At 64.5% G+C, this 21426-nt stretch carries 19 protein-coding genes, 1 tRNA gene and 1 other RNA gene; 13 read left to right on the forward strand and 8 right to left on the reverse strand.

Annotated elements, in window-relative coordinates:
* The first annotated feature begins 116 nt into the window (after nt 1–116).
* The 3 genes from orn to def all read left to right on the forward strand — a co-directional run bounded on the left by orn (nt 117) and on the right by def (nt 1641).
* Nucleotides 117–731, forward strand: a complete 615-nt coding sequence (gene orn, locus AC5RWG_RS02900) for an oligoribonuclease (RefSeq protein WP_493999923.1) — start codon at nt 117–119, stop codon at nt 729–731.
* A gap of 151 nt (nt 732–882) precedes the next feature.
* Nucleotides 883–955 (forward strand) — tRNA-His (locus AC5RWG_RS02905).
* A gap of 113 nt (nt 956–1068) precedes the next feature.
* A complete protein-coding gene (gene def / locus AC5RWG_RS02910) occupies nt 1069–1641 on the forward strand; it encodes a peptide deformylase (protein WP_494022953.1) in 573 nt (190 codons plus the stop codon).
* 68 nt (nt 1642–1709) lie between these two features.
* On the opposite strand, the gene AC5RWG_RS02915 is transcribed toward def, so the two are convergent.
* The 3 genes from AC5RWG_RS02915 to AC5RWG_RS02925 form a co-directional block, all read right to left on the reverse strand.
* The gene (locus tag AC5RWG_RS02915) at nt 1710–1910 is read right to left on the reverse strand and encodes a hypothetical protein (RefSeq protein ID WP_493999925.1); all 201 of its coding nucleotides are present in this window, start codon (nt 1908–1910) and stop codon (nt 1710–1712) included.
* Nucleotides 1911–2098: 188 nt separating this feature from the next.
* On the reverse strand, nt 2099–3559 hold the full coding sequence (locus AC5RWG_RS02920; protein ID WP_494001266.1) for a glyceraldehyde-3-phosphate dehydrogenase: 1461 nt from the start codon (nt 3557–3559) through the stop codon (nt 2099–2101).
* Nucleotides 3560–3915: 356 nt separating this feature from the next.
* A complete protein-coding gene (locus tag AC5RWG_RS02925; protein ID WP_494022952.1) occupies nt 3916–5346 on the reverse strand; it encodes a L,D-transpeptidase family protein in 1431 nt (476 codons plus the stop codon).
* Nucleotides 5347–6002: 656 nt separating this feature from the next.
* Between AC5RWG_RS02925 and AC5RWG_RS02930 the strand changes: the two genes are divergently transcribed.
* Nucleotides 6003–6764 (forward strand): glycerophosphodiester phosphodiesterase, encoded by a 762-nt coding sequence (locus AC5RWG_RS02930; protein WP_494022951.1) that lies wholly within the window; start codon nt 6003–6005, stop codon nt 6762–6764.
* A gap of 845 nt (nt 6765–7609) precedes the next feature.
* Here the strand turns inward: AC5RWG_RS02930 and rnpB are convergent.
* Nucleotides 7610–7999, reverse strand: an RNA gene (rnpB, locus tag AC5RWG_RS02935) — RNase P RNA component class A.
* A gap of 128 nt (nt 8000–8127) precedes the next feature.
* On the opposite strand from rnpB, the gene AC5RWG_RS02940 reads away from it, so the two are divergent.
* Together AC5RWG_RS02940 and AC5RWG_RS02945 are read left to right on the forward strand one after the other, a co-directional pair.
* Nucleotides 8128–8892, forward strand: a complete 765-nt coding sequence (locus AC5RWG_RS02940) for a YaaA family protein (RefSeq protein WP_494022950.1) — start codon at nt 8128–8130, stop codon at nt 8890–8892.
* Between the two features lie 146 nt (nt 8893–9038).
* On the forward strand, nt 9039–10802 hold the full coding sequence (locus AC5RWG_RS02945; RefSeq protein ID WP_494022949.1) for a hypothetical protein: 1764 nt from the start codon (nt 9039–9041) through the stop codon (nt 10800–10802).
* Nucleotides 10803–10913: 111 nt separating this feature from the next.
* Here the strand turns inward: AC5RWG_RS02945 and AC5RWG_RS02950 are convergent, their stop codons facing one another.
* Both AC5RWG_RS02950 and AC5RWG_RS02955 read right to left on the reverse strand, forming a co-directional pair.
* On the reverse strand, nt 10914–11654 hold the full coding sequence (locus tag AC5RWG_RS02950; protein WP_494022948.1) for a zinc ribbon domain-containing protein: 741 nt from the start codon (nt 11652–11654) through the stop codon (nt 10914–10916).
* 74 nt (nt 11655–11728) lie between these two features.
* Nucleotides 11729–12784, reverse strand: coding sequence for a Nif3-like dinuclear metal center hexameric protein (locus AC5RWG_RS02955; RefSeq protein WP_494022947.1), 1056 nt, complete (start codon nt 12782–12784; stop codon nt 11729–11731).
* Between the two features lie 97 nt (nt 12785–12881).
* Between AC5RWG_RS02955 and msrA the strand changes: the two genes are divergently transcribed.
* The 7 genes from msrA (at nt 12882) to AC5RWG_RS02990 (ending at nt 19373) form a co-directional block, all read left to right on the forward strand.
* Nucleotides 12882–13406 (forward strand): peptide-methionine (S)-S-oxide reductase MsrA, encoded by a 525-nt coding sequence (gene msrA / locus AC5RWG_RS02960; RefSeq protein ID WP_494022946.1) that lies wholly within the window; start codon nt 12882–12884, stop codon nt 13404–13406.
* 85 nt (nt 13407–13491) lie between these two features.
* Nucleotides 13492–14427: a cysteine synthase A gene (cysK, locus tag AC5RWG_RS02965; protein ID WP_493977396.1), complete on the forward strand. Its 936-nt coding sequence runs from the start codon at nt 13492–13494 to the stop codon at nt 14425–14427.
* A gap of 47 nt (nt 14428–14474) precedes the next feature.
* Entirely contained in the window at nt 14475–15062 is a 588-nt protein-coding gene (gene epsC, locus AC5RWG_RS02970) for a serine O-acetyltransferase EpsC (protein ID WP_493977395.1), read from the forward strand.
* A gap of 47 nt (nt 15063–15109) precedes the next feature.
* Nucleotides 15110–16096: a diaminopimelate dehydrogenase gene (locus AC5RWG_RS02975; RefSeq protein ID WP_494166384.1), complete on the forward strand. Its 987-nt coding sequence runs from the start codon at nt 15110–15112 to the stop codon at nt 16094–16096.
* Between the two features lie 255 nt (nt 16097–16351).
* Nucleotides 16352–17674 carry a hypothetical protein gene (locus AC5RWG_RS02980; protein WP_494022943.1) on the forward strand — a complete coding sequence of 441 codons (1323 nt, stop codon included), beginning with the start codon at nt 16352–16354 and terminating at the stop codon, nt 17672–17674.
* 243 nt (nt 17675–17917) lie between these two features.
* Nucleotides 17918–18667, forward strand: coding sequence for a sunset domain-containing protein (locus AC5RWG_RS02985; protein WP_493999935.1), 750 nt, complete (start codon nt 17918–17920; stop codon nt 18665–18667).
* Nucleotides 18668–18848: 181 nt separating this feature from the next.
* Nucleotides 18849–19373 carry a DUF1360 domain-containing protein gene (locus AC5RWG_RS02990; RefSeq protein ID WP_494022942.1) on the forward strand — a complete coding sequence of 175 codons (525 nt, stop codon included), beginning with the start codon at nt 18849–18851 and terminating at the stop codon, nt 19371–19373.
* Nucleotides 19374–19468: 95 nt separating this feature from the next.
* Here AC5RWG_RS02990 and gnd read toward each other — a convergent pair whose 3' ends face one another.
* Together gnd and AC5RWG_RS03000 are read right to left on the reverse strand one after the other, a co-directional pair.
* Nucleotides 19469–20905, reverse strand: coding sequence for an NADP-dependent phosphogluconate dehydrogenase (gnd, locus tag AC5RWG_RS02995; protein WP_494022941.1), 1437 nt, complete (start codon nt 20903–20905; stop codon nt 19469–19471).
* Nucleotides 20906–21031: 126 nt separating this feature from the next.
* Nucleotides 21032–21337 (reverse strand): hypothetical protein, encoded by a 306-nt coding sequence (locus AC5RWG_RS03000; protein WP_494166385.1) that lies wholly within the window; start codon nt 21335–21337, stop codon nt 21032–21034.
* Between the last annotated feature and the right edge of the window lie 89 nt (nt 21338–21426).

Here is a 21426-nt window from a genome sequence, read left to right on the forward strand (position 1 = left end):
AAGGCAGCGTGGGAGGCACGCCTGCTTGAGGTGCTCTCTGCATGTTAGCACCGGGCCGGCGGCATTCCCTGCCGCCTGTCCCGCGCGCCAGCACGCCGACGCGATACATTTATCGGGTGCCAATCTCTAATGAACATATTGTCTGGATCGACTGCGAAATGACCGGACTGGATCTCGAAGCCGACGCGCTCATCGAGGTCGCCGTCCTGGTCACCGACTCGGAACTCAACATCCTTGGGGAGGGAGTCGACGTCGTCATCAAGCCCACAGCTGAGGCCCTCGCCCAGATGAACGACTTCGTCCGCACCATGCACACCACCTCCAAACTGCTGGACGAACTCCCGCACGGCATGACGATGGCCGAGGCCGAAGACAAAGTGATGGAATACATCACCGAGTGGGTTCCCGAACCCCGCAAGGCGCAGTTGGCGGGCAACTCCGTTGGCACGGACCGGACCTTCCTGGCCCGCGACATGCCCCGCGTCATTGATCACCTGCACTACCGGATCATCGACGTTTCCACGATCAAGGAACTCTCGCGCCGCTGGTTCACCCGGGCCTACTTCCAAGCGCCGGCCAAGAGCGGCGGACACCGGGCATTGGGCGACATCAAGGACTCCATCAATGAGCTCCGTTACTACCGGCAGGCCGTCTTCGTCCCCTCCCCCGGCCCGGATTCGGCCACCGCGAAGAAGATCGCCGCAAGCATCGGCGCCACGTCCGGGGACTAGGATGTTAGCTGCGCCACTTTCGCTGCGGGAATCGCCTAAAGTGGCAAAAGCCAGATGAAAAGCATGTAAACTAGTCTGCGTTGCCTTACTGGTTGGAGACCGGCAGGAACCGCTGGAGCGGGGCCCGTCGGGAGGAACAAGAGGGCACGTGGTGGGTATAGCTCAGCTGGCAGAGCGCCTGGTTGTGGTCCAGGAGGTCGCGGGTTCAATCCCCGTTACTCACCCCGAAGGTCCGGCAGCAGCCGGCAGGCAGAGCCGTCCCGACGCCGGGGCGGCTCTTCGCATGTCCGGCCGCGACGGCGGCGCCTCGCGCCGACATCCTGAGCGAAGGAGAGAAATGACCGTCCGCCCCGTCACTATCACCGGCGAGCCCGTGCTGCACCGCCGTGCAGCCGAGGTCGAAAATTTCGACGACGAGCTCCACGCGATCATCGCAGACATGTTCGAGACGATGGACGAGGCCCACGGCGTAGGACTGGCGGCTCCGCAGATCGGGGTGGGACTGCGGATCTTCACCTATGAATTCGCGAACGACGACGACGTCCCGCCGCGCGGCGTCCTGGTCAATCCCACACTGGTTCTCGGCAAGGTCTCGGGTGCGGAACCCGACCCCGACGAGGAAAACGAGGGCTGCCTGTCCGTGCCCGGGCACAGCTATCCCCTGAAGCGGGCCGAGTGGGCCCGCGTCCGGGGGTTCAACGCAGACGGCAGCCCGGTGGATTTCGAGGCGACCGGCTGGTTCGCCCGGGTGATGCAGCACGAGTACGACCATTTGGACGGCAAGCTGTACATCGACCGGCTCAACGACCGGTGGGGCAAGCGCGCCCGCAAGAACATCAGGAAGGAATGCTGGGGTGTCCCCGGCAATACGTGGTTGCCGGGAGTCGATCCGGACCCGTTCGGCCACTAGCGTCCGCGTTGTGGGGAAGCGAGATCTTTTTCCTTCGAGGTCTCAAGTCCCCAGCGGCACGATTCGGGTCAGCTGTCCGTGAGACTGGACCGGTGATCCTTTTCGCAGCGGTGCAGGTCTTCCAGCGCGATGTCCCGAAGCCGTTTGAGTTCGTCGACTCGCTTCGACGTCACATTGCCGCGGGCGTAGGCGTCGTGCGCCGCGTCCAGCAGCCGCTGGGCCTCCTTGTAATTGACCTGCGCCCGTTCCCAACGCGTCATCTCTACCATGCGGCCATTGTAGGAACGGCGTCCCCGCAAAGCCATAGCGGCGGCGGCAGTGCGGGCGCCCGCAGCCGGCATGGCCATTCCGATCGCTAACTTAGAAGCGTTCCCGAACCCACCGGCCGGTTAACGACGGAAGCCGGCGGCATTCGCATGCCGCCGGCCCCGCCGTCGTTATTGCCGTCTGAGGGCGATCAGACCGTCTCGGCCACCGGTTCCAGAACGGCCGGGAAGATCTTCGGGTTGACGCCGGCAATCTCCTCAAGCACGCGGACCACCTGGCAGCTGTAGCCGAACTCGTTGTCGTACCAGACGTAGAGCACGGCGTTCTTGCCGCTGGCAATCGTGGCCAGGCCGTCCACGATCCCCGCACGGCGGGAGCCGACGAAGTCGGTGGAGACGACCTCGGGAGAGTCGATGTAGTCGATCTGCTTCCGCAGGTCCGAGTTCAGCGACATGCCGCGCAGGTACTCGTTCAGGCTTTCCTTGGTGGCCTCCTGTTCCAGGTTCAGGTTCAGGATGGCCATGGAAACATCCGGGGTGGGGACGCGGATGGCGTTGCCGGTGAGCTTGCCTTCCAGCTCCGGCAGGGCCTTGGCCACGGCCTTGGCCGCGCCGGTCTCGGTCAACACCATGTTCAGCGCGGCGGAGCGGCCGCGGCGGGAACCCTTGTGGAAGTTGTCGATCAGGTTCTGGTCATTGGTGTAGGAGTGCACCGTTTCCACGTGGCCGTGGGCAATGCCGAACTTGTCGTTCAGCGCCTTGAGGACCGGGGTGATGGCGTTGGTAGTGCAGGAGGCAGCGGAGACGATCTTGTCCTCGTCGGTGATGTCTGCATGGTTCACGCCGTGCACGATGTTCTTCAGACCGCCCTTGCCGGGAGCGGTGAGGAGCACGCGGGAGACGCCGGGGCACTGCAGGTGCTGGGACAGCCCGGCCTCGTCGCGCCACTTGCCCGTGTTGTCCACCACGATGGCGTCCTTGATGCCGTACTGGGTGTAGTCGACGGACGCCGGGTCGTTGGAGTAGATGAACTGGATCAGGGTGCCGTTGGCCTGGATGGTGTTGTTTTCTTCATCCACGGAGATCGTGCCCTCGAAGGGGCCGTGCACCGAGTCGCGGCGGAGCAGGCTGGCGCGCTTGACCAGGTCGTCGTCGCTGCCCTTGCGGACGACGACGGCGCGCAGGCGCAGGCCGTGGCCCCCGCCGGCGTGGCCCACCAGGATCCGGGCCAGCAGCCGGCCGATGCGGCCGAAGCCGTAGAGCACCACGTCCGTGCTGGTGCGCTCATCGGCGCCGCGCTTGCCGACGATGTCCGCGAGCTCAGTGCGCACGAAGTCCTTCAGCTCGGCGCCGTCACCCTCGTTCTTGAACTTCACCAGCAGGCGGGCCAAATCCACGGAACCCGCGCCGAGGTCCAGCTCGCTCATGGCCTGCAGCACGGGGAAGGTCTCTTCCAGCGGCAGCTCGGCGTCGTCAATCTGGCGGGCGAAGCGGTGCGCCTTCAGGATGCCCACCACGGACTGGTTGATCAGGCTGCGCCCGTGGATGGAGGTGACTACGTTGTTTTCGCGGTACAAGCGCCCGATCATGGGGATCATCGCTTCGGCAAGTGCCTCGCGGTTGGTCCACGTATCCAGGGCCGACTCTGACATCTGGTTCACAGAATTACCTTCCTACATCAGCCGGGTTCTCCCTCGAGCCCGGTTGTCACCGCCGTGGATTTTCACGACGACGCCGGTTGGCTAGACAGTCTGTCCGGCCACACGGCACGCCACCGCCAAGTGCCGGCGGGAAGCTTGCGGATCGGCCCGTTCCTGTCGCCGACCCTCGATCGGCGGCGGCTTACGCCAATCCGTTATCCATTCTAGAGACTACGCGGAGCAGGGACGCACCGTTACAGGTGAACTGCCTCACAGGGATGGGGATTGGCGGCAGGCCGGTCTGCTGCCTGGCGCCGACGGCGGTGCTCCCCCGCTCAGGGAAGCACCGCCGTCGGCGGTTCAACGGATCAGGCTTTGAAGATGTCCTGCCGGACGCCCATGATGATTCTGTCGCCAGGATCCGCGGTCTTGAGGTAACGGACCACGTTCTGGAGGTCCAGTGCGATGCAACCCGCCGTCGGTACGGGATTGGCGTGCAGGAAGATGGCGAACCCCGCGCCCTGCTTGATGGTTTGCCCCGGCCCGCGGTTGTAGTCGATCACCGCGCCCTGGCGGTAGTCACCGGTGGGCAGGCGCATGTAAAACCACATGTTCTCGTCCGGCCACCGTTCGTAGCCCACGGAACCGGCTTCGTAGTACTTGTTGTAGGAGGAGCCGAGCGTACCGGACCATCTGGACCGCTTGTTCAGCTTCTTGTACTTGAGGTCCGTGCCGGGGTTACCCTCACCGAATGCCTCATGGACTGTGAAACTGCCCTGCGGGGACCACCGGTACTGGGTGTGCCCGGATGCCACTCCAGGGCGCTTGAACCCCTGGAGTCCCACGGTCGCCTTGCCCGTTTTCCATTCCTGCTTGTAGACGGAGCCAACCCGCACGCAGTTGATAAAGCTGGCCTTGGAGGTTCCGTACGTCTCCGCGATGGTGAAGGAGATCCGGTTGGCCCAGTTGTGAGCGTAGCGGGTCTTGTGCGCGCCGATGGCCCAGCACTCATTCTTCGGGTACATCACGGCGCCCACCCGGGCCGCCACCAGGGAGCCACCCTGGAAAACCTGCGTGGTCTTGCCGCTGCGCTTCACGGCGTCCTGCAAGGGGTAGCCCAACGTGCCGTTCTGGCTGCCGCGGGCCGTCCAGCTGTAATTCATCTGTGCAGTCAGGATCCTGGCGCCAGTAGAGGGCGAGTACGCGACCGTCCCCTTCTGGAAGAACTGGACACATCCCCGGGACTTGAGGCCGCACTTCAGGTCCGCCGTCGGGTAGCCCATGGTCCCGTGTTCATATCCTGCGGCCGCGAACTTCTTGTAGATCGGGTGCTGGAGGTCGGTGCTACGTGCACCGGTTTTCGCCGTCCAGTAGATGCCGATGCGCTTGGTGCTCTTGGAGGACGGCTTGTAGGTACGGACGCACCCGTTGTCCACCAGGCGGCAGTTGAAGTCGTTGACGGCCACCAGGTTGTGCAGCTTAGCCTTCGCCTCGATGGCCTTCTTGCCGGCGACGATGTGCGGGGGCGTGTAGCTGATGGTGCCGCCCTGGAATTGCTGCGAGGCGCTCTTGTCGGGGGCAGTCTTCATGTCTGCGATGGGATAGCCGTACTTGCCGTTTTCGTACTTGGCCGCTTGGAATGCCTTGTAGATGGGGTGCTTAAGGTCCACGGCGTAAGCGCCCGTCGCCGTAGACCAGTAGATACCGATCCGCGCCGTCCCGCCGCTATCCGTGTAGGTACGGACGCAGCCGTTGTCCCTGAGCGTGCAACGGAAGTCGTTGACCGGGCTGAGCTTCAAGGCCGTGGCCTTCGCGGCGATAGCCTTCTGCCCTGCTGCAATATGTGTCGGCTCTTCTGTTGCGGGAGTTTCCTGCGGGGTGCTCTGTTGCCCGAGCGCCTTAGAAGGCTCCCCCGGTGTTTTCCCCGGTTCTGCGGGCGGCACCGACGGCGTCGGGGTCGCGGGAACGGCTTGCTCCTCCGACGCGCCGCTGGATGGATCCGCCGGAGTCGAAGGCGAAGAAACAACGTTGGTTGGTGTCGGCTGCGGTTCCGAACTCGTTTCCCCGACTGGGCCCTCGGTCGGAACGGGGCTTTCGCCGTCGTTCGGCAAGGTGTCCGCTGTTGGATCAACGGGAGCGGGCGCTTGGGAAGACTGGACGGCCGGTGCCGCCTCCCCGGAAGCGAAGGCTGGCAGCGTCGAGGCAAGCAGCGTCGTGAGGACTGCTGTTGTCAGGCCAACGCGCAGCATGGAGCGCAGCGAAGCAGGCGACAGCGAAGGGCGGTTCATAGTTCCCCCGGCGATAGATGCAGGCTGGCGATGGAACCAGCTGAGACTGTACCGACCACTGTCGTCCTCGGCGCTTGGAATGTTAGGGGGTCTCTCTGGTCTCGCCCACTCCCGCGGCGGCGAGGCTGTTTCATTGGGTTTAGTCGAGCGGACCTTAGACTCAGTGGGTGAAACGAGCAATTCTATGTCTGGCAACTATCTTGCTAGTGCTGACGGCCTGCGCTGCTCCTGAAAGACCCACGATGGTGGCCCATCGCGGCGGGGCTATGGTTTACCCGGAATCCTCCTCCGAAGCGTTCAAAGCCGTGGCGGAGTCCGACTTTCCTATCGAAATGGACTTGAGGGCTCTCGGTGATGGGACTCTTGTCCCCCTGCACGATAAAACGGTGGATAGGACCATGAGCGGCATTGCGGGAGAACCGGGGAGCATCAGACTCGCTGAGTGGCGCCAAGCCGCCATCCGGCATCCGGCAGGGGGTGCACCCGGCACGCCCACTACTTGGGAGCAAATTGCGGACGAGTACGGCGAGAACCACGTTCTGGTTCCGGAAATCAAGGATTCGGGCATTGATGTGGACAGCTTTGTCGAATCGATAACCCGTCGCGGCATAGAAGAGAATGTTATCGTTCAGTCTTTTGACTACGACCTAGCGGCGCGTTTGGCGAACGAAGGCCTGAACGTTCTATTCCTCGTTGGCGCCAACGAGGAGATCGACCCTGAAATAGTGACTAAAGACGGAATCTCCTACATCGGCCCGCATAAGGATGTCGACAGTACGAGCATCGCTGCCATGAAGGAAGCCGGATTAACAGTGTGGCCCTGGATTGTGAACGATCCGAAACAAGCGGCTTCGCTGCTGGAGGCAGGGGCGGACGGCGTCTTTACTGATGATCCGTGGATGTTGACTGAGGCACTTGCGGCCGAGTGATTCCGCAGATGATGCAAGATGATAAAGGGACGGGTGGGCCTGTGTGGCCGTCCCGGTCGCCCGGCGCGCTGGTGGTGTTGATGGGTCCGCCGGAGTCGAAGGTGAAGAAACCACATTCGTTGGCGCCGGCTGGGGTTTCGGAGCCATTTCGCCGACCGTGCTTCAGCGGCACAGCGCTTCCGCCATTGTTCGGCATGCTGTCCGGTGTCGAATCGGCGGGAGGGGCGTTGGGAAGCCTGGCGGCCGGTCTGTGACACCTGCCCGAGCGGCGTTCCGAGGTCCTAGGCGAGTAGGAGGTGGAACTCGGCACGACAGCCACAAAACTCTGGCCATCCGGACGGGTTCTCGCCACCGTCGCTCTGATAACAGCGGCTGGGTGCGGGCAGCCGGAAGACGCGGTACAGGAATGTGCCTGACGGCTCCGAGGCTTCGTGCCCACAATCCGGGCATACGCCGTCACCCATAGCTTTCCCCCTGCAAAAACGTTTATCCGATTACAGGCAGTCTAGTTCAGCATCGAGACAATCAATAGACATTGAATGCATGACGCAGATACGGGACGAAAGCTGATCCAACACTGGGCTCCGCAATTGGCCCAAATCCTGGCATTCCAGGGCGTCCTCAGTATCCACTGAGGGGACAGTAGGCGCTTTCCAAGGGCAGGAAGCAACTCTGCGCTCTGGGCTGAGATTAGTTTGCGCGCCATAAAGCGCCTGCCAACGCCATACGCCAACTTTGAATAAGCGCATACCGCCACTCCTGGCGGCCCTCCAACCGGACGGATTCACCACACGGAGTCTCCCCCCCAAGTCCTCGAGCCCGCGACGAATAGCAGGGCGAAAGGTGGGACGGGTTGGTCTGTAAGCCGGGTTCTGTCACCTGCGGCAGTTGCCCGCCGCCGGGTGGCGATCATCCATCTAGGAGCACCGTTGCCGGTACCCTCAAGCGGCCTACCCGGACACTCGGGCGAGCAGCCCTCGAACGTGCCCTGTCTGGCCTTGCTCCGGGTGGGGTTTACCTAGCCGTCCCGGTCGCCCGGGTCGCTGGTGGTCTCTTACACCGCCGTTTCACCCTTACCAGGCCCTGCCAAGCAGTCCTGGCGGTCTGTTTTCTGTGGCACTTGCCTGCGGGTTTCCCCGAGTGGGCGTTACCCACCACCCTGCCCTGTGGAGCCCGGACTTTCCTCGGCGGACTCGTCCTCGCGGACAGCCCGACGCGATCGCCCAGCCAACCCGTCCCGCCTTCAGGATACGGCCTGCCCGCCCGTGACCCGTAATCCTCCCGCTTCTGCCGCTTTCCATCGGGAACGACGGCGGCGGACCGCCTTTCGTTCGGCAGCGCCATCCGACGGTAGGCTCTTACGGTGCTGATTCTTCTTCCGCCTTCCGAAGGGAAAACCGCCGCCGCGAAGGGACACCCGTTCGAGCTGCAGGACCTGCGGTTTCCGCAGCTGAACCCGGCCCGCGAGGAAGTGCTGGCGGCCCTGGCCCACGTCAGCCGGAGCCCTGAGGCGCTCACCCACCTGGGCGTCGGCGCCTCGCTGGCTGCGGAGGTGGAACGCAACACGCGGCTGCGCGACGAACCCTCCGCCCCGGCGCACACCGTCTACTCCGGTGTGCTCTACGACGCCCTCGGCTACCGATCCATGACCGCGGCTCAGAAACGCAAGGCGGACGCCGCCGTCGTCGTTATCTCGGCGCTGTGGGGCGCGATAGGTTTTGCCGACAGCATTCCGGCCTACCGGCTGTCCATGTCCGTGGGCCTGCCGGAAACAGGGAAGCTCGCCTCCTATTGGAAGAAGCTGCTCCCCCAGGCGCTGGACGCCCACGCGGAGGGCCACCTGCTGGTGGACTGCCGCTCGAGCACCTACGCCGCCGCGTGGACTCCCGACCCCGCCCGGACGGTCGTGGTCAACGTTTTCCAGGAGCGCAACGGCAAGCGCACCGTGGTCTCGCACTTCGCCAAGCACACCCGTGGCGAACTCGCCCGGCACTTGGTCACGAGGCGCGGCAAGGCGCCCGAGACGCCGGCCGCGCTGTTGAAGGCGGCGCAGGAAGTCTGGCAGGCGGAACTTGTCGAAGGCACGGCCCGGAAGGCGCACGCGCTGAATATCGTTTTGGCCGCCTAGGGATGCGGACCGGTCCGCCCTGAAGGACGGGCCCCACCGCCGGGTTTCGACTCCGGTGTGTGCGATAGTTTGCCCGACGTTCACTCAGGCCACGTAGCTTCGGTCAGTCCGAGAACGTGAAGCATTAATGGAGGCGTTGGAGTCGCATGTCCGAACGGGAATTAGATTTTGTCCACGGCGGTGTGCTGGTCCAGTACAAACGGCGAGCGGCGAAGCTCGACCGGCGCCACCTGATCGTCATGTTCGCCGGGGTGGGGGCGCTCGACAGCTACGAGTTTGACGGCCGAGCTTCACAGGACAGTCAGGCACACTGGCTGTGGATCAAGGACAAGTTCGATGGGCAGCACGCGTACTACTTGTGCCGGAATATGGACTTTTCCATTGAGCAGGCAGTGGTCGCCTTAATCGATGCAGAGCTGGATCGGTTGGGGCTGAGCCGGAATGAATGCACGCTGGCGGGTTTTTCCAAGGGCGGGTTCGCTGCGCTGTACCTGGGCATCAAATACGACTTCGGCAATATCCTCGCGAGCGCCCCCCAGGTGTACGTCGGCACCCATACGCGCGCCAACCGGCCAAAGATCTTCGCGCACCTGACGGGGGGCGGCGGGCAGGCCGAGATGCAGAACCTGGACCGGCTGCTGCCCGACGCGGTCGCTGCCGACGTACAGACGGAGAGGAACATCTATGTGCTCAGCTCTCCGCAGGACCAGTTCCATCTGGCGCAGATTGTGCCCGCGCTGCCGCTGTTCGCCAAGTACTCAAACTTCAACTACATCGAGACCGACTCGGACCTGGTGAACGAGCACACGGATGTGACGCGCTATAACGTACCGCTGATCCTGGCCACGCTCTATGCACTCGCAGAGAACGCGCCACCGCGCTACGGCACGGTGCGCAACGGCAACCGGCTGGAACCGCAGCTGCGCGCGGACCTGCTGTCGCGGCAGCGGGAGGCGGGCGACGGCGTCGCCAACTTCAGCGGCGCCCGTCTGGCCGGGTCGGTGTTTTTTCCGGAGGGCGTGGGGTTCCTGCGCGGTCATGCCACCGGTCAGTGGACGGACCTGACCAGCACGCTGGTGCTCGCGGGGAAAGGCTCCCGACACGAGTTTGCCCTGGGTGGGAACGAGGACGCGGGCGTCTCCTTCAGCTACTTCCAACAGGCCTATTGCGATTACCGACTGGGTAGGTTTTCCTCACGCAAGCACCGGGGCATTGATCTGGGAGGGCTGCCGACGGGGACGTACGAGGTGCGGCTGCGGCTCGCGGTTCCAGGCCGGGAGGTGGAGCTGCCGCTGGCCTCCGGCACACCGTTGGCGGCCGAATCGCAGCTGGACGGGCGGCTGTACCGCTTCCGGACGCGGCCCGACGGCGCCGTGCTGGATGTGCGGTCCGTGCTCGGCACCGCTCCGGCGCAGGCCTACTTCCGGCTGCGCACCAGCTGGGCACGCGGGCCGCGGGTGCATCTGGACGGGGACTACGCCGTGCGCGGTGTGGAAATCCCTCACAATGAAGCCGCTCGCTACTACCTCGTGCTGCACGGGCCCGCCGGCACCCACGCCTTCCCCCTCGCCGCCGGGGGCTTCCGAGGGACCACGGACGTCTTCGGCGACGCGCTCAGCGACTACTCCGGCGCCCACTTCGGCACCCCCAAGGGCACCGGCGTCGACATCTCGGCACTGCCGCCGGGAACGTACGAAGTCGACGTCAGCCTCAGCAGCGCCGGCGGGCTTTACACCATCCCGACCGGCAAAACCGTACAGATCCGGACCGCCGACGCCACCGGCACGACCGCCACGATGCACGACACCGTACCCGGACCGGCGTCATTCCGGAGCGGAATTGTCCGCCTCGCGCCGCTGGCACTCAGGCGGAAAATCAAGCGGAGGCTGTCCCGCCTGATCGTGCGCTGACGAGCCCGACATGCCGGCCTGCACATCGTTCTACCCTGAGGTTTTTCCCGCCGGAACCGCTCTTATGCTGTTTGGGAGCTGGCCTCTGGAACGAGTGGGCGTTGCCAGTGGTTAGCTGCCCCACTCCTCCGAGCGGATCAGGATGCAGCCGGAGTCGGGGCAGAATACGATGTCGTCAGGTGCTGCCTTGCGGATGTCGGCCAGGTCGCCGGGGCTGAGCTGCATGCCCGAGCCCTCCGACTTGCCGTGGAACAACCGGGCGGCGCCGATGCCTCGGTGGGCAAGGGTCTTTTCGTACACGGCCAGCAGGGAGGCCTCGAAGCTGCCGGCCACTTCCTGGCGCTCAGCGGCTGCGGCGGCACGTTCGCTTTCAATCCCGGCGAGCTCTTCGTCGCGGGCGCGCTCCAAGCCGGACAGTTCTTCGCGCAACTGGTCGTTGGCCTGCTGGTGCTGGGCCTGGCGGGTGCGGAGCCCCTCGAGGCGCTCCATCATTTCCAGCTCCACGTCTTCCAAATCGCTGCGGCGCTTGTTCAGCGACACCAGTTCGTGCTGCAGCGCGGTCAGGTCCTTGGGCGAACCCGCTCCACTGTCCAAGCGCTTTTGGTCGCGTTCCATCCGCGACTGGACGGTTTCGACGTCGCCTTCGGCGCGCTTCAGCTCGCGTTCGGTGTCCGCAATCTCCGTGTTCAGGGCGACCAGCGACGAGTCGGCGGCGGCCAGCTTTTCCACCAGCGCGTCGATGTCGGCATTCTTGGCGGTGGCTGCAGCGCGGCGGCTCAGTTGGGTGAGCTTGCCGTCCAGTGCCTGCAGGTCGAGCAACCTCAGTTGCTCGGAAGCCGGTGCCTTCGCCATGTACGTCCTTTCAAAACGCTGCGGAACCACTGCGGTTCAGCCTCGTCCAAGCCTACAGTCCGGACGAAGCGCTGCTACCCCGGAGTCAGGACGAAATCCCACGGATCGGTGTTGGTGACGCTGACCTTGACTTCCACCGAGTAGCCCTGGTCGGCCAGGACATTGTCCAGCGCCACGGACGCCGGCGTCAGCCACAACCATTCACTGCCGAAATGAGAGACGTCGATGAGATACGGCCGGCCGTCCACGGCCCCCTCTCGCGCTTCGGACGCCGGGTGGTGGCGCAGGTCGGCCGTGACATAAACGTCCGCCCGCGATGCGCGGACCTGATCGAGCAGCGAGTCGCCGGCACCGCCGCACACGGCCACACTGCGGATAATCCCGTTGCGGTCGCCGGCCACCCTCACTCCCCCGGCGACGGCCGGCAGGATGCTGAATACCTGCTCGGCGAACTCGCCCAGCGTCTTGGCCTCGGCCAGCTCCCCCACCCGCCCGATGCCTTCTTCCGGCAAGCCGTTGTCGGCCGGCGAGAGCGGCCGCACGTCCCGCAGCCCGAGCGCGTCGGCGAGCACGTCGGATACGCCTCCGACGGCACTGTCAGCGTTGGTGTGAACCGTGACCAAGGCGCAGCCGCTTTCGATCAGCCGGTGCACGGCGTCTCCCTTGAAGCTGGTGGTTGCGACCGAGTTGACCGGCTTCAGCAGCAGCGGGTGATGCGTGAGCAGCAGGTCGGCGCCCCACTCGATGGCCTCGGTGATCACTTCGGTTGTCGGATCCACGGCGAACATGATCTTCTGCACGGCGGAGGAGGGCCGGCCGACGACGGGGCCCACTGCATCCCATTGCTCAGCGAGCGATTCGGGCCAGAGCTCTTCGATGGCCAGGAGCACATCGCCCAGCACCGGCGTAGTCGGCCGCGCTTCGTCCCGCACCGAGGCTTCGGTTCCCTCGGCGGCTTCGGTCCCTGCGGGGACTACGTTTCCTTCGGGGGTTGCGCTTCCCTCGGGGGCGTTGGCGCCGTCGGGCGTTGCGTTTGCCTCGGCAGCCTGGGTTCCCACGGGGCCTTCGGGGCCTGCGGGGCCTGCGGGGGCTTCGGCGTCCCCTGTGCGGAGCTGTTCGTCGTCGACCATGAATCCTTTTCTACCCCATCCGCGGTGGTCAGCCCACCAGCCGCCGCCCGCGTTCGCGGCCCGGGAACATTCGAGGGGTCCGTGACATTGTTAAGCCATGAAGACTTTTGTGCTTGGCGGTGGCTGCTTTTGGTGCCTCGACGCGGTCTACAATAGGACGCGCGGTGTCACGGAGGTGGTTTCCGGCTACACCGGCGGCCACGTGAAGAGTCCCTCCTACGAGGCGGTCTGCTCCGGAACGACGGGGCACGCAGAGGTGGTGGCCGTGACGTTCGACGAAACGGTGGTGCCCGAGGACGTCATTTTGGGGATGTTCTTCGCCTCGCACAACCCCACCACCCTGAACCGTCAGGGCTACGACGTCGGGACGCAGTATCGCTCGTCGATGTTCTACGTCGACGACGAACAGAAGCGGACCTTCGAGGCTGCCATCGAGCGCGCACAGTCCGACTGGCAGGACCCCATCGTGACCGAGGTCGAGCGGCTGCCCGATTTCTATCCGGCGGAGGAATACCACCAGAACTTCTACGCCAAGCATCCCGATGCCGGCTACTGCCAGGTGATCATCAATCCGAAGCTGGCCAAGGCCCGAAAATATTACGCCGAATGGCTCACCGCTTAGCTCACGGCTCGCCGCGCTGACTAGTGTGGAAGAAGTTTTGTTACCCCCATCTGTAACGGCCCGAACGGCCAGAAGGCAGGAAAACATGGCCCCGATTTACGACGACGTCACCCAGGTTGTGGGGCGCACCCCGCTGGTGCGCCTGAACCGGCTCACCGAGGGCCTGCCGGCCCAGATCGCCGTGAAGCTGGAGTTCTACAACCCCGCCAACTCGGTCAAGGACCGGATTGGCGTGGCCATCGTCGACGCCGCCGAGAAGGCAGGTGCGCTGAAGCCCGGCGGCACCATCGTGGAGGGCACCTCCGGCAACACCGGCATCGCGCTGGCCATGGTAGGGGCAGCCCGCGGCTACAAGGTGATCCTGACCATGCCGGAGACCATGTCCACCGAGCGCCGGGTCATGCTGCGCGCCTTCGGTGCCGAAATCGTGCTGACCCCCGGTTCCGAGGGCATGCGCGGCGCTGTGGAGAAGGCCAAGGAGATCGTGGCCAACACGGAAAACTCCATCTGGGCGCAGCAGTTCGCCAATGAGGCCAACCCGCTGATCCACCGCACCACCACCGGCGAGGAAATCTGGGCCGACACCGATGGCCAGGTGGACATCCTGGTGGCCGGCATCGGCACCGGCGGCACCATCACCGGCGCCGGTGGCCTTCTGAAGGAGCGCAAGCCCGGCGTCCAGATCATCGCCGTCGAGCCGGAAGACTCCCCCATTCTCACCGGCGGCAGCCCCGGCCCGCACAAGATCCAGGGCCTCGGCGCCAACTTCGTGCCGGAGGTGCTGAACACCAGCGTCTACGACGAGGTGCTGGACGCGCCGACGTCCGCCTCGGTCGCCGTCGCCCGCGATCTGGGCATCAAGGAAGGCATCCTCGGCGGCATCTCCTCGGGTGCGGCCGTGTGGGCGGCGCTGGAAGTCGCGAAGCGCCCGGAGAACGCCGGTAAGCTGATCGTGGCCGTGGTGCCCGACTTCGGTGAGCGCTACATTTCCACGATCCTGTACGACGACATCCGCGGCTAACCAGCTTCCCCTGCCGCCGAGCGGCGCTGTTCAAGCAGAAAGAGCACATGGGTTTCCTAGCGCGACTGCGTGAAGACCTCGAGGCCGCCCGGTCGCACGACCCGGCGGCCCGGGGCCACGTGGAGAATTTCCTGGCCTACTCTGGCCTGCACGCCATCTGGATCCACCGGCTGACCCACAGGCTGTGGGCCAAACCGTCGCTGCGGCTGCCGGCCCGGCTGATTTCGCAGGCGGGACGCTTCCTGACCGGCATCGAAATCCATCCCGGCGCGACCATCGGCCGCCGGTTCTTCATTGACCACGGCATGGGCGTGGTGATCGGCGAGACGGCCGAAATCGGCGACGACGTGATGCTCTACCACGGCGTCACGCTCGGCGGCCGTTCGCTGGACAAGGTCAAGCGTCACCCCACCATCGGCGACCGGGTGGTCATCGGTGCCGGGGCCAAAGTGCTGGGCCCCGTGGTCATCGGGGCCGACAGCGCCGTCGGAGCGAACGCCGTGGTGGTCAAGGACGCTCCGCCGGAATCGATCATCACCGGCATTCCGGCCACCTTCCGGCACCGCGATCCGCAGCGCGAAACCAAGCCGGCCGTCGACCCGGCCGAATACATCGACCCGGCGATGTGGATCTAACGTCCACTGCTGCCCGATAAACGTTGAACCTGACGAGAGGACAAGCCGTGGGCGAATCGATCCGCATCGGCATAGCCGGCTACGGAAACCTGGGCCGCGGCGTGGAGGCCGCGGTAGCCAAGAACCCAGACATGGAACTGGCCGGGGTCTTCAGCCGCCGGTCCCCCGGGGACCTTGCCACGCTGCGCGAGGAGACTGCCGTATATGCCATGGACGACCTGGCCGCCCACGAAGACAGCATCGACGTGCTGATCCTGTGCGGCGGTTCCAAGGAGGACCTCCCGCAGCAGGGTCCGGTCATGGCGGCCCGCTTTAACACGGTGGACAGCTTCGACACGCACGCCCGCATTCCCGAATACTTCGACGCCGTCGACGCGCCGGCGCGGGCCGCCGGGAAGACAGCGCTGATTTCCGCCGGCTGGGACCCGGGCATGTTTTCCATCAACCGGGTGTACGGCGAGGCCCTCCTGCCCGACGGCGACACCTACACCTTCTGGGGCCGCGGGCTGAGCCAAGGACATTCCGACGCCGTCCGCCGGGTACCCGGTGTCGCAGCCGGGGTGCAGTACACACTGCCGTCGGAAGCCGCCATCGCGCAGGTGCGCGACGGCAGCCGCCCGCAGCTGGAAACGCGGCAGAAACACACCCGTGAATGCTTCGTGGTGCTCGCCGACGGCGCCGACCCCGCAGCGGTCAAGGAAGCCATCGTGACCATGCCGCATTACTTCGACCAGTACGACACCGAGGTCCACTTCATCACCGCCGAAGAGCTGGCCCGCGACCACAGCGCCATGCCGCACGGCGGGATGACCATCCGCAGCGGCAACACCAGTGACGAACACGCCCAAGTCATCGAGTACGGACTCTCGCTGGAGAGCAACCCGGAGTTCACCGCCAGCGTCTTGGTGGCCTACGCCCGGGCCGTGCACCGCCTGCACCAGCAGGGCCGGTTCGGCGCCGTCACCGTCTTCGACGTACCGCCCGGCCTGCTCTCCCCCAAATCTGCGGCGGAACTGCGCGCTGAGTTGCTGTAGCAACTCGTCGCGGTCTACCGGTAGGCTCGACCATCGATCCTAAGAGGCCCCTCTGCGCGGAGCAGAGGGGCCTCTCGCTGTCTGTCAGGGTTTCTCGGGCTCCGATGACGCCGTTGACTGCTTATGCCGAATGATTGAGTATTATTCGGATAACTCCTCAACCTGACGAGGAGCTTTCTCTTCCGTCTGCTCTGTTGTCATTCCTGTTGGGGGAAATTCTTGAAAAGACTACTTCAGCGCGCCGTTACAGTTTCAATGGCCACTCTTTTATTTACTGCACCAATAACACTCGCTCAGGCTCAGGCGAACCCAGTCGGCGTTACCGTCGCTTCAACGACAGCGGTCTCCACGGCAGTCGTGAAGGCAACGATCACGGGTGCCCCGAAGTCCTCAACTGTGGCCAGCGGCAAGACCCATAGCTTCAACGTCAAGGCAGTCGGCAGCAAACTCAGGTATCAATGGCAGGTCAAAAAACCTAAGTCCTACAACTGGGTCAAAGCCACCGGAGCTTCTGCCAAAACCCACACTCTCAAGGTCAAGGCCACGGCCAGCCTTAATGGAGCGCAGTACCGCGTGATCGTCTCCAACTCCCGCTCAAAGATCACGTCGAGGAGCGCCACGCTCACCGTTGTCACCTCACCCAGGATCACAACCGAGCCCAAGAACGTGACCACTCCGGCACGATCGAAGGTAACGCTTTCAGTCAAAGCGAGTGGCGGAGCCATGTCATACCAGTGGCAGCGTAAGGCAGGATCCAAATGGGCGAACATTTCCTCGGCCACCAGGTCAACCCACACCTTCACAACTTTCTTCGGACAGTCAGTAACCGAGTACCGGGCCGTAGCGGGCAACAAGGCGGGAAAGGCAACTTCCAACAGCGTGAAGGTCACGACCGTCGTCAAACCGACGGTTAAGATCCCGCGTTCGATTGAGACCACCACTGGCCAATCCATCACTATCAAGAGCCAAGCCACGGGCGGATCCCTGTCCTACGCGTGGGAACGTGGGGTCGAAGGAACCGACGGAAAGGTCTCGTGGAAGAGGATTTCGGGAGCAACAAGCGCGAACTACACGTTTACCGCACGGTCGAAGAACGAACTGGATACCTACCGGGTCGTAGTAACGAACAAGGCCGGAAAAGCGACCTCAGCAGAAATGGTGCTGTTTGTACGATCGTCGAGGCAAGACCCCTTCGCTATCGACAAAATATTCACTTTGCCTGACTGGAACGTGCTGTTCTTCGAACCACGTCAATACCCAAGCAACACAGAGTCAGGAAAAGCGGATCTTTACGTGGAATTGCTCTTGGGTAACAGCAGCGATTCCACCATGGATCCGGCCGACTGGATCGTCGTGGAATACATCGGTGCAGACGGGAACACCTACGACGACTCCGGGTATACGGTAATAGATTCCTATCTCGACATGGGGCCGCTGCTTCCGCCGACGGTGGACGTTGATTCCTCCATTGGTTACGGAGTGGTTTTTGCCGATGTCCCGGCCGCTGCAGTCAAGGGCGGAGTCTGGCGCATCACCGATTGGTACGACGACTCCGTTGAGTACGTCCAAGGATTCTAGGTGCCTGAGCATTATTGCTCGTACGATTAACCAGTAAATCATTTTGGTTCCGGGCTGCGCCCGGGAAAGTTGGGGAAATTGAAACTCGCACCTTACGTGCGTGGCGCCGCTGCGTTCGCAGCCGCTGCCTCGCTCCTTCTAGGCTCCGTCACTGCCGCAACCGCGGCTCCCGTCCAGGCCGCCACCGCGGTGACTGGTCCCGCCGTCGGGGCGACGGTCCCGACGCCTGCGCCCGAAACGAGCGTGGCGATCAAAAATATCGGCAGCCCGGTTGCCCCCGTCAACGGCACTGCAACGGTGAAGCCCACGGTTGCCGCCACCGGCTGGGTCACCGTGACAGCCAAGACCATCACGGTTAAGCAAGGCAGCAAGACCGTGCTCAGGAACAAGAAGAGCGCGAAGCTCAAGGCCGGGACCTACTCGGTTGCCACAACCGTGAAGTACAAGACGTACGCAGAAGTGGACGGCCAGCGCGTCTACTCGAACCTCAAGACGACGTCGAAGACGCAGAAGCTCGTGGTCCGCACTGCAGTTGCGCTGAAGACCATTGCGGGAAAGAAGGCTCCTTACAACGGCACGGCAACCATCAAGCCGAATGTTTCGTCTGCCAAGGGCGTGAAAGTCGTGTCCAAGACGCTGACGGTGAAAGCCGGCAGTAAGACCGTAACCAAGAACAAGAAGTCGGTTTCCCTGCGGGCCGGCAGGTACAAGGTCACCACGACGGTGAAGTACCGGTTGCCGTCCTCGACCTACACGCGCACCGCGACGAAGACGCAGGCTCTCACGATCACGGCCGGAAAGAAGCCCACCCGAAGTGCCCCCAACGGACACTATTGCCCGGCCGGATACCCCATCAAAGGCAATCAAAGCTCCTCGGGCGAGTGGATTTATCACGTCCCAGGCGGTGGCTTCTACTCGCGCACCAGCCCCGAAGAGTGCTTTGCCACCGAAAGTGCAGCTCGGGCTGCCGGCTACCGCGCTTCGAAGCGATAGCCGGACTCAAACCTGAGACAATCGGCCCCTCCTCAACTCTCCGAGGAGGGGCCGATTTCCGCTTAACGGTGGGGTTTTGGCCCGTCGGTCGTGCGGTTCCACGGGTGTCCTGCCCTGTTGCGTCGCCCATGGCGCCGATAAACTCGCCCCCAGGGCACCAGACCGGGAGGGCAAGCACCACATGTATCAGGAAACAGCTCAGAGATTACGGGCCCGGTTACGGCGCGAGAAGGACGAATACAGCCACGGAGAGCACCTGCCGCTGGGCTCTTTCCTGATCTTGATGGGCGTCCACGGCACAGGACTGGCACTGGGGACAGCCGCCGTTCGCCGCTCCGGCCGCACCGTGCCGGACGCGCCCCGGTGGAGCGACCTGGCGCTGATCGCCGTCGCGACACACAAGCTCTCCCGACTGCTGACCAAGGCCCCGGTCACCAGCCCGCTGCGGGCTCCGTTCACTTCCTTCGAAGGACAAAGCGGAGCAGCCGAACTGGCCGAAGACGTGCGCGGCACCGGACCGCGGAAAGCCATCGGCGAACTGCTGACGTGCCCGTTCTGCCTGGGCCAATGGGTGGCCAGCGGCTTCATCTTCGGGCTGTTGCTGGTTCCGAAGCCAACCCGCTGGGCGGCCGCCCTGCTCACCGCGGAATTCGGATCCGACCTTCTCCAGTTCTTCTACTCGAAGGTACAGAAGTCGGCGGCGTAGTTTCCGACGAAAGCGGTGGCAGCCGACGAAGCCCCCAACCGCAAGAGTCGGTTGGGGGCTCCGGAAGCTCCTCAGGCGGCTGTCCGCCGTCCGAGTCAGTGCGTGTCGACGGCGGAGACCTCCGACTTGTCGCCGCTCCACAGGGTGTGGAAGGTGCCTTCCGCGTCCGTCCGGCCGTAGGTGTGCGCGCCGAAGAGGTCGCGCAGGCCCTGGGTCAGGGCGGCCGGCAGGCGCTTGCGGCGCAGCCCGTCGTAGTAGGCCAGCGAGGAGGCAAATACCGGTACCGGGATGCCGAGCTGGACGGCGGTGGCCACGACGCGGCGCCAGGCCGGGACTGCCGCGCCGATCGCCTCGGCGAAGGCCGGGGCGAAGAGCAGGTTTTCCGGCTTTGAGTCGCCGGCGTAGGCCTTCATGATGTCGTCCAGCAGCTCGGCTCGGATGATGCAGCCGGCGCGCCAGAGCGAGGCGATCTCATCCAGCTTCAGATCCCAGCCGTACTCGCCCGCTGCGGAACCGAGCATGTCGATGCCCTGGGCGTAGCTGACCAGCTTGGAGGCGAACAGCGCCTGGCGGACGTCCTCGACGAAGCTCTGCGGGACCTTGACGTCTTCTTCGTGTCCTGCCAGCACGTCCTGGGCTATGGCGCGCTGGCCGCGCTGCGAGGAAAGGCCGCGCGCGAAAACCGACTCGGCAATGCCGGAGACCGGCGACCCGAGTTCGAGCGCGGAGACGACGGTCCAGCGCCCGGTGCCCTTCTGCCCGGCCGAGTCCACCACCACGTCGACGAACGGCTTGCCGGTCTTGACGTCCGTGTGGGCAAGCACCTCGGCGGTGATCTCAATCAGGAAGGACGAGAGCTCGGTCTTGTTCCACGCGGTGAAGATCTCGGCCTGCTGCTGCGGTTCCAGGCCTGCACCGGTGCGGAGCAGGTCGTAGGCCTCGCCGATGACCTGCATGTCCGCGTACTCGATGCCGTTGTGCACCATCTTTACGAAATGGCCCGCGCCATCCGTGCCCACCCAGCTGCAGCAGGGTTCGCCGTCGTACTTGGCGGAGATCTTTTCCAGCATGGGGCCGAGCGAGTCGTAGGACTGCCGGGAGCCGCCGGGCATGATGGATGGGCCGAGGAGCGCCCCTTCCTCGCCGCCCGAGACCCCGATGCCGACGAAGTGCAGCCCCTTCTCGGCCAAGGCGGCCTCGCGGCGCCGGGTGTCCTCGTAGTGCGAGTTGCCGGCGTCAATGACGATGTCGCCCTCTTCCAGCAACGGCACCAACTGCTCGATGACGGAGTCGACCGGCTTGCCGGCCTTGACCATGATGAGCACGCGGCGGGGCTTCTGCAGGTTCTCCACCAGCTCCTGCAGCGACTCGGTGCGGATGAAGTCGCCCTCGTCGCCGTGGGCGGACAGCAGGGCGTCCGTCTTTTCCACCGAGCGGTTGTGCAGGGCGACCGTGTAGCCGTTGCGGGCGAAGTTCCGTGCCAGGTTGGCGCCCATGACGGCCAGACCTGTCACACCGATGTGTGCGCTCATTGAGTCTCCATGTGTGCGGTCCCCGCGGTCAGGGACGTCAGCGTACAGCCCGAGCGGGCCGTGGTTCCTCCTCAAGCCTAATCCCGACCGGCGGCACCGGCTAAGCGGGCTGACGTTAGCTATGACTCATTCGCCAGGGGCAGCCGAGGGTCGGAAGCGCAGCCAGGCGTCGATTGCGTCATCGTCCGCGTCGTCCTCGCCGGGAAAGCCCCTGCCGGCGATGGCGTCCGTGCCGGGGTCCGGGCGGGGAGTCAACGCTCGAGGCGAGGCCGCGGGCAGCCCGATTTCATCCAGCGGGTCCTGCGCCGGTATCAGGCCGACGTCCTGTTCGGAGCACGGCCGGCGGTGCGTTCCAGAACAGGCACAACGCCGTGCCGAGACGGTGCATGCAGGGACGAACGTGTGGCCGGCAGTCCGGCAGAACTTCTCCATTGGTGCCCCTCGTGAAAACCAGCATGATCGGTCAAGCGTTGCAGACCGGAGGCCGGTTGTAGAGAGCTTAAGGGCGCCGTTGCTTAACC

This window comes from Arthrobacter sp. Y3221160, assembly GCF_059092585.1.

Bases quoted from the DNA above. Each gene is read 5' to 3' on its own strand.
- def (WP_494022953.1), top strand. From the start codon at position 1,069: ATGACCGTCCGCCCCGTCACTATCACCGGCGAGCCCGTGCTGCACCGC.
- AC5RWG_RS02915 (WP_493999925.1), bottom strand. From the start codon at position 1,910: ATGGTAGAGATGACGCGTTGGGAACGGGCGCAGGTCAATTACAAGGAG.
- AC5RWG_RS02920 (WP_494001266.1), bottom strand. From the start codon at position 3,559: ATGTCAGAGTCGGCCCTGGATACGTGGACCAACCGCGAGGCACTTGCC.
- AC5RWG_RS02945 (WP_494022949.1), top strand. From the start codon at position 9,039: ATGTCCGAACGGGAATTAGATTTTGTCCACGGCGGTGTGCTGGTCCAG.
- AC5RWG_RS02950 (WP_494022948.1), bottom strand. From the start codon at position 11,654: ATGGCGAAGGCACCGGCTTCCGAGCAACTGAGGTTGCTCGACCTGCAG.
- AC5RWG_RS02955 (WP_494022947.1), bottom strand. From the start codon at position 12,784: ATGGTCGACGACGAACAGCTCCGCACAGGGGACGCCGAAGCCCCCGCA.
- msrA (WP_494022946.1), top strand. From the start codon at position 12,882: ATGAAGACTTTTGTGCTTGGCGGTGGCTGCTTTTGGTGCCTCGACGCG.
- cysK (WP_493977396.1), top strand. From the start codon at position 13,492: ATGGCCCCGATTTACGACGACGTCACCCAGGTTGTGGGGCGCACCCCG.
- epsC (WP_493977395.1), top strand. From the start codon at position 14,475: ATGGGTTTCCTAGCGCGACTGCGTGAAGACCTCGAGGCCGCCCGGTCG.
- AC5RWG_RS02980 (WP_494022943.1), top strand. From the start codon at position 16,352: ATGGCCACTCTTTTATTTACTGCACCAATAACACTCGCTCAGGCTCAG.
- AC5RWG_RS02990 (WP_494022942.1), top strand. From the start codon at position 18,849: ATGTATCAGGAAACAGCTCAGAGATTACGGGCCCGGTTACGGCGCGAG.
- gnd (WP_494022941.1), bottom strand. From the start codon at position 20,905: ATGAGCGCACACATCGGTGTGACAGGTCTGGCCGTCATGGGCGCCAAC.
- AC5RWG_RS03000 (WP_494166385.1), bottom strand. From the start codon at position 21,337: ATGGAGAAGTTCTGCCGGACTGCCGGCCACACGTTCGTCCCTGCATGC.